The organism is Vibrio sp. 2134-1 (assembly GCF_033339495.1).
Genome location: NZ_JAWOUS010000211.1, coordinates 1 through 908, shown reverse-complemented (window position 1 = coordinate 908; position 908 = coordinate 1). Strand labels below are relative to the sequence as shown.

The window sequence follows — 908 nt, the reverse complement described above, 5'->3', positions numbered from 1 at the left end:
CATCGATAACATCACGGTCGGTTTTCATCGTGCCAACAACTTTACCGTATACAAAGCCAGGGATAGCAAAGAATACGAAGATGAAAGCGACGATACTTTTCAGGAATGGGGATCCTGCAACAGTGCCAGCGTCTGAACGTAGAATGCCGTCTTCTGGAACAATCGTCCAAGCCAACAAAGCAGACACAACCATCACAGCAAGACCAGCAACTTTCAGACCTTTCTTCTCAAGGTCAGTTAGGTTGCCCATTTTGTCGTTAGACAAATCTTCAGCCGCTTCTTCTTCGTTGTACTTGCCAAGTTTCGGCTCAACGATTTTCTCTGTAACGAATGCACCCATACCCGCGATGAAGAACGTCGACACAAACATGAAGTACCAGTTTACTTCTGGTCCAACAGTGTAAGTCGGGTCAATCATTTGAGCTGCTGTCTCAGTAATACCTGAAAGCAGTGGGTCAACAGTACCAATTAGAAGGTTTGCTGAGTAACCGCCCGATACACCAGCAAATGCTGCCGCAAGACCAGCAAGAGGATGACGACCAAGGGAATGGAAAAGCATTGCAGCAAGTGGGATAAGAACCACGTAGCCAAGCTCAGAAGCGGTGTTTGAAATGATACCAGCAAAAACAACCGTAACCGTCACCATACGTTGTGACGCGCCCATTACTAGGCCACGCATTGCTGCTGAAAGTAGGCCCGAGTATTCCGCAATTGCAACACCAAGCATCGCAACCAATACCGTACCTAACGGTGCGAAACCAACAAAGTTTTTCACTAGATTGGTAACAATAAGCTCTAGGCCGTCAGCGTTAAGTAAGCTGACCACTTGAATCATGCCGTCTGCAGCACGACCTTTTGCTCCCTCAGGACGAGGATCGACAACCGATACTTCGAAGTAACCAGCTATA

At 47.5% G+C, this 908-nt stretch carries 1 protein-coding gene; it reads right to left on the bottom strand.

Going from position 1 to position 908, the window contains the following annotated elements; translation table 11 throughout:
• Window positions 1-908, bottom strand: a 908-nt coding sequence (locus tag R7R78_RS24990; RefSeq protein ID WP_225474483.1) for an AbgT family transporter, incomplete at both ends; no start/stop codon positions are given.